The organism is Oerskovia sp. NPDC060287, from assembly GCF_042726775.1.
GTDB classification, from domain to species: Bacteria; Actinomycetota; Actinomycetes; order Actinomycetales; family Cellulomonadaceae; genus Oerskovia; species Oerskovia merdavium.
Window position 1 is genome coordinate 1 of sequence record NZ_JBHXBO010000235.1, and the last position, 6,357, is coordinate 6,357.

At 72.0% G+C, this 6,357-nt stretch carries 4 protein-coding genes; 3 read left to right on the forward strand and 1 reads right to left on the reverse strand.

Translation table 11 applies throughout. From position 1 onward, the window contains the following. Positions 1-47 precede the first annotated feature (47 nt). Positions 48-2,270 carry an NTP transferase domain-containing protein gene (locus ACFWFR_RS16370; protein WP_191800975.1) on the reverse strand — a complete coding sequence of 741 codons (2,223 nt, stop codon included), beginning with the start codon at positions 2,268-2,270 and terminating at the stop codon, positions 48-50. A 303-nt stretch (positions 2,271-2,573) separates the two neighbouring features. Here ACFWFR_RS16370 and ACFWFR_RS16375 point away from each other — a divergent pair, with 303 nt between their 5' ends. The 3 genes from ACFWFR_RS16375 (at position 2,574) to ACFWFR_RS16385 (ending at position 6,330) form a co-directional block, all read left to right on the forward strand. Beyond that, positions 2,574-3,239 (forward strand): DUF4190 domain-containing protein, encoded by a 666-nt coding sequence (locus tag ACFWFR_RS16375; protein WP_377623657.1) that lies wholly within the window; start codon positions 2,574-2,576, stop codon positions 3,237-3,239. After that, positions 3,236-3,889 (forward strand): septum formation family protein, encoded by a 654-nt coding sequence (locus ACFWFR_RS16380; RefSeq protein ID WP_377623658.1) that lies wholly within the window; start codon positions 3,236-3,238, stop codon positions 3,887-3,889. Before ACFWFR_RS16375 ends, ACFWFR_RS16380 begins: the two co-directional genes overlap by 4 nt. Positions 3,890-3,999: 110 nt before the next feature. Next, complete coding sequence (locus tag ACFWFR_RS16385; RefSeq protein WP_377623659.1) at positions 4,000-6,330, forward strand: glycoside hydrolase family 3 C-terminal domain-containing protein; 2,331 nt, start codon at positions 4,000-4,002, stop codon at positions 6,328-6,330. The last annotated feature ends 27 nt before the right edge of the window (positions 6,331-6,357 follow it).

Genomic DNA, 6,357 nt, shown 5'->3' on the forward strand with positions numbered 1-6,357 from the left:
GCCTGTGTCCGAGCCTCCGAGGTCGCGGGACCCTGGGGGCGGGAGGCTCAGACGCCCGCTGTGACGAAGCCCTTGAGCCAGTCGAGAAGCTCGGTGGCCTTCTCCGGGGAGTCGGCCTCGACGAACATGCGCAGCACCGGCTCGGTCCCGGAGAACCGCAGGAGCGCCCAGTTGTCGTTCTCGAGGACGATCTTGGTGCCGTCGAGGTGGGAGATGCTCACGACCGGGTAGGGCCCGACGTGCGTGAGCGGGTCCGCCTCGAGGCGACGCGGCACGGCGACGCGCATCTCCGGCGTCGAGTCGACGCCGGCCTCGAGCGTGTAGAGGCGACCCGTGATCTCGTAGATCATCTCGCGCAGCTCGGAGATCTTCTTGCCCGTGCGGGCGAGCATCTCGACGACCAGGGCGCACGCGAAGATGCCGTCCTTGCCGAGGATCCAGCCGCGGACCGTGAGGCCGCCCGAGGACTCGCCGCCGAGGACCGCGCCGATCTCCTCCATGCCGGCCGTCACGTGCTTGAAGCCGACCTTGACCTCGCGCGACTCCTCGCCGAAGTGCGCGGCCAGCCGGTCGAGCAGGTGCGTCGTCGCGAGGTTGCGCACGACGCCGCCCTTCTCGCCGCGGAACTCGTGCAGGTACCAGTAGAGGAGGAGCAGGAGGTCGTTGGTCGAGATGTACTCGCCGGTCTCGTCGACGATGCCGATCCGGTCGGAGTCGCCGTCGGTGGCCATGCCCAGGTCGTAGCGGCCGTCGCCCTGCTTGATCATCGAGATCAGGGTCGACAGACGCTGCAGGTCCGGCGCGGGCGCGATCCCGCCGAACAACGGGTTGTGCGAGGCGTGGATGAACTCGGAGCGCACGCGCATGTCGTTGAGGATCGTGCCGAGCGTGAGCTGGCTCGTGCCGTACATGGGGTCGACGATCACCCGCAGGTCCGAGCCGCGGACCGCGTCGACGTCGACGATCTTCTCGATCGCGTCGACGTAGGGCTCGGTGAGGACCTTGTCCACGACCAGGCCCGCCTTGCGGGCGACCGCGAGGTCGAGCGTGATGACGTCGTCGACGCTCAGTGCGTTGGCCTCGTCCTGGTAGCGGTCGGTCTCGTCGTCGAGGGGCAGCGATCCGTCCTGGCGGAAGACCTTCATGCCGTTCCACTCGGGCGGGTTGTGGCTCGAGGTGACGATGATGCCGTAGGCCGCGCCGAGGTACGGCGCCGCGAACGTCACGAGGGGCGTGGGGACGTCGTCGGGCAGGAGGGTGACCGGGATGTTGTTGCCCGCGAAGACCTCGGCCGCCGCGACGGCGGACTCGCGCGAGAGGAAGCGGCGGTCCCCGCCGATCACGACGCCCAGCCCGTCGATGCCCTTGCGGACCGTCTCGTTCGCGATCGCCTGGCACAGGCGGCGCACGTTCGCGAGCGTGTATCCCTCACCGATGATCGCGCGCCACCCGCCGGTGCCGAACACGATCTTGGTGTCGGTGTTCTTCTTGGGCATGAAGAGCCGCTTGAGGAGGATGTCCGCGGCCTCCTGGAGCTCCTCGGGGGTGTTGATGCCCCGGACCTCGTCGGTGTCGTAGATCCGGTACGAGGAGATGCTCTTCTGCTTGGCGATGACGCGGCGGGCGAGCTCGGTCAGGCGGTGCTCGCCCTCGGCGAGCATGGCCTCGAGCTCGGCGAACAGCAGGCCGGGGGACGCGACGTAGGCGCCCACGTTGACCTCGGTGGGGGTGCCGCCGCTCCCGGCGTCGGCCGGGCGGTCCTCCTCCTCGAGGATCGCGGTGATCTCACCGTCCTCACGGACGATCCGCCCGTAGGTGGGCAGGTCCTCGGTCACGACGGCCGCGAGCAGCGACAGGTCCGCGCCCTTGAGCGTGTGGCGGGTCAGGAGGCCCAGCAAGGACTCGGAGCGCAGGAGCGGGGTGTCGGCGTAGGCGACGAGGACCTCGCGCGCGGGGATCGCGAAGGCCTCGATCTCGGCACGCGCCGCGAGCACCGCACCGCCGGTCCCCGGCAGGTCCTGCTGCTCGACGTACGTGAGGTCGTCGCCCAGGAGCCCTCGGACCGTGGTGTCGCCGGGGGCGACGACGACCACGATGCGGTCGTCGGCGACGACCTTGCGGACGTTGGCGACGGCGAGCTCGACCACGGTCGCTTCGCCGAGCGGTCGGGTGATGAGCTCGCGTGACGCGTCGTCGTGACCGGCAGCGAGAACCACCGCCGCTCGATCGTTCGTGGTGGCGGGAGCCTGTGCGGCCTGTGGCAGGGTCATGACGTCCTCACTGCTCGGTGATGCGTCGTGCGCGACCTGTGCCGGCCGCGCTCGGTAGGGCACCGGAGAGCCGAGCGAAAAAAGCACGACTCCTTCCAAATCCCTCGTACGAGAGACCGCGGATGCCCGGTACCACCACGATCATAGACACGCGGAGGGCCGTATCGAGGGGCTGAGGGCGGTTTGGGGTGGAATCCTCACAAAATAATCGCGAGCGCCCTGCCGCGGCCCCGACAGGCCACCGCGGGGCGAGTCCTGTGGGGAGTTCCACCGAGGTCCGCGCCGCGTCGCTACGGTTCTCCCATGACCTCCTACCCGCCGCAGGGTCCCGGCGCGCCGGACCAGGATCCGACGCCCCCGCCGAACCCCTACCTCGCCCCCGGCGGACCCACGCGCCAGCCTCCGCTCGTCCCGTACCAGCCGCCCGTAGCGGGTATCGAGGACGCCCCCGTCGAGCCCGACCCGTACTTCCCTCCCGCGGGCCCCGCGGGGGCCGGGTTCCCGACGGCGCCTCCGCCGGTGGGCAGCCCGGCCCACCCTCCCTACGGCGCGCCAGGGACACCGGTCCACGGGAGCCCCTACGGATCCCCCTACCCGCCCGCGCCCGGACATGCGCCCGGGCCGTACCCCCAGGGGCAGTGGCCACCTGGGGCGAACGCTCCGTACCCCGGCGCCCCTCAGGGCCAGCCCCCGGCATGGCAGCAGGGGCCGGCGTGGACGGCGTCGTTCGCGCCTCCTCCCCGACAGAACGGCCTGGCCCTCGCGTCGATGATCACGTCGCTCGCCGGACTGGCGCTCTGCTTCTTCCCCGGGGTCGTCGGCCTGGTCCTGGGCATCGTGGCCCTCCAGCAGATCTCGCGCGACGGGACGACGGGACGCGGGTACGCGATCACCGGGATCACGGTGGGAGCGGTCATGACGGCACTCCTCGCGCTCTGGTTCATCGGCGTCGCGGCGAGCTCCGCATGAGCACCCCGCCCCCCGGGTACGACCCGGACGTCTACTACGCGCCGGGCTGGCAGCCGGCCGCCGCCCGGACAGAGCCCTTCGCCGTGGCCGCGATCCCGACGGGCCTGCTGCTCGGGCCGGTCGGGGTGGGCGTCGGGGCGGCGGCGCTCGCCCGGATCCGGCGGGACGGCACGCGAGGCGTGGGCCTCGCGTGGGCGGGCATCGCCCTGGGCCTGGCCACGTCGCTGACGGCCATCGCCGTGACGGTCGCCCTGCTGCTGGGCGGCGCGGCGACGCGCGCGCTGCCCGCCGACGTGAGCGCACCGCAGGACGCGCACGCGCGGCAGCTCGTCCTGGGGAACTGCCTCGCCGAGCTGCCCGACGACGGCGCCGTCACCACGGTGCGCGTCGTCCCGTGCGGGGACCCGCACGAGGCGCAGGTCGTGGCACGCACGGACTTCTCGACCGACTCCGTGTGGCCGGGCCAGGACGGCGCGGACGCAAAGGTCTCGCGCGTGTGCGTGCCCGCGGTCCTGGCGGACGACGTCGACCCTGCGGGGATCGAGCTCTCGGTCTGGACCCCCTCCGAGGACTCCTGGGCCGAGGGCGACCGGACCGGTCTCTGCCTGGCCGCGACGCCCGTGCTGACCGAGGGATCGCTCATCGACTGAGCCGTCGATCGGCACACCCCGGACCACATGCCTACCAGTCGGTAGGTTTCTCGGATAGTCTCGGACGAACAAGCAGAGCGGCTTGGCCGCGAACCCTGAGGAAGTGCACCGTGAGCAACGAGAACCCCGCCAGCCCCACCACGGCACGTGCCGCCGGACCGCTCGACGTCGAGCGGCTCATCCAGGAGCTCACGCTCGAGGAGAAGGCGTCGTTGACGTCGGGACTGGACTTCTGGCACACGCAGCCCGTCGACCGCGCAGGCGCAGAGGTTCCTGCGGTCATGGTCACCGACGGTCCGCACGGGCTGCGCAAGCAGAGCGGCTCCGCGGACCACCTGGGCCTCGCGAACTCGGTCCCCGCGACGTGCTTCCCCACGGCCGCGGCGCTCGGTTCCACGTGGAACGTCGAGCTGCTCGAGCGCGTCGGACGGGCTCTCGGCCGCGAGACCCGCGCGAACGACGTCGCGGTGCTCCTCGGCCCGGGCATCAACATCAAGCGCTCACCGCTGTGCGGTCGCAACTTCGAGTACTTCTCCGAGGACCCCGTGGTCTCGGGCGACCTTGGCGCCGCGCTCATCAACGGCGTGCAGAGCCAGGGCGTGGGCACCTCGCTCAAGCACTTCGCGGCCAACAACCAGGAGACCGACCGCATGCGCGTCTCGGCCGACGTCGACGAGCGCACGCTCCGCGAGATCTACCTGACCGGGTTCGAGCGGGCCGTCACCAAGGCCTCGCCCTGGACCGTCATGTGCTCGTACAACAAGATCAACGGCACGTACGCGTCCGAGGACCACTGGCTCCTCACCGAGGTCCTGCGCGACGAGTGGGGCTACGACGGCGTCGTGGTCTCCGACTGGGGAGCGGTCTCGAACCGCGTGCCCGCGCTCGCCGCGGGGCTCGACCTCGAGATGCCTGCGACCGGCGGGCGCACCGACGCCGAGGTCGTCGCGGCGGTCCGCGCGGGCGAGCTCGACGAGGCGATCCTCGACCAGGCCGTACGCCGCCACCTCACGCTCCTGAACCGGGCTCTGCCGGCTCTCGCAGAGCCCGGGACCTACGACGTCGCCGAGCACCACGCCCTCGCCCGCGAGGCCGCCGCCGAGGGCGCGGTCCTCCTGCGCAACGAGCCCGTGGACGGCACCCCCGTCCTCCCGCTCGACCCGGCCGCCGCGGCGTCGATCGCCGTCATCGGCGAGTTCGCACGCACCCCGCGCTACCAGGGTGCCGGGTCGAGCCAGGTCCAGCCGACCCGCCTCGACGACGCCCTGACGCAGATCAACGCGATCACCGGCTCCGAGGTCTCCTTCGCGGCCGGCTTCGGCATCACGGCCGAGGTGTCCGACGCCGACGACGCGGCCCTCTGCGAGGAAGCCGTCGCACTGGCCCGGGACGCCGGGACGGTCGTCCTCTTCCTGGGGCTGCCCGCGAGCCACGAGTCCGAGGGCTTCGACCGCGACGACATGGACCTGCCCGCGAACCAGATCGCGCTCCTCGAGGCCGTCTCGGCCGTGTGCGCGCGCGTCGTCGTGGTCCTCGCGAACGGCTCGGCCGTCGCGATCGCGCCCTGGCAGGACCGCGCCGCGGCGATCCTCGAGGGTTGGCTCGGCGGCCAGGCCGGCGGCGGGGCGATCGCCGACCTGCTGTTCGGCGTCCGCAACCCGTCGGGCAAGCTCACCGAGACCGTCCCGGTCCGCCTCGAGGACAACGCGTCGTACGGGAACTTCCCGGGCGAGCTCGGGCACGTCCGCTACGGCGAGGGAGTGCTGGTCGGCTACCGCTACTACGACGCCAAGCGCATGGACGTCGCCTTCCCGTTCGGCCACGGCCTGTCGTACACGACGTTCGCCTACGACGACCTGTCGGTCACGGTCTCGGGCGAGGGCACGACGGCGTCGCTCACCGTGGACGTGACCGTCACCAACACGGGGGACGTCGCGGGCGCCGAGGTCGTCCAGGTCTACGTGGGCGACCCGCAGTCCGCGGTCGAGCGCCCCGAGCGCGAGCTCAAGGCGTTCGGGAAGGTCTCGCTCGCACCCGGCGGGACGCGCACGCTCACGTTCGAGCTCGACGCACGCGACCTGTCGTACTGGCACCCGGTGCTGCGGCGCTGGGTCGTCGAGGGCGGCGAGTTCGTGGTGTCCGTGGGCGCCTCGTCGCGCGACCTGCGCGGTTCGGCCACCGTCACGGTGGTCGGCGAGGACGTCACCCTGCCCCTGACGCCGTCGTCGACGCTGAGCGAGGCCCTGGCCCACCCGGTTGCCGGGGCGATCCTGCGCGACGCCATGGCGGCGGGCGACGACGGGTCGTCGGCCATGGCGATCGACGAGAGCATGCTGGCCATGGCCGGCGACATGCCGCTCCGGGTCATCGCGGCCTTCGACGGCATGATGTTCGACCAGTCGCAGCTCGAGCAGCTCCTCGCGGCAGCCGACGCGGGCTGACCTGCCCACCGCGGGGCGCCTCCGGAC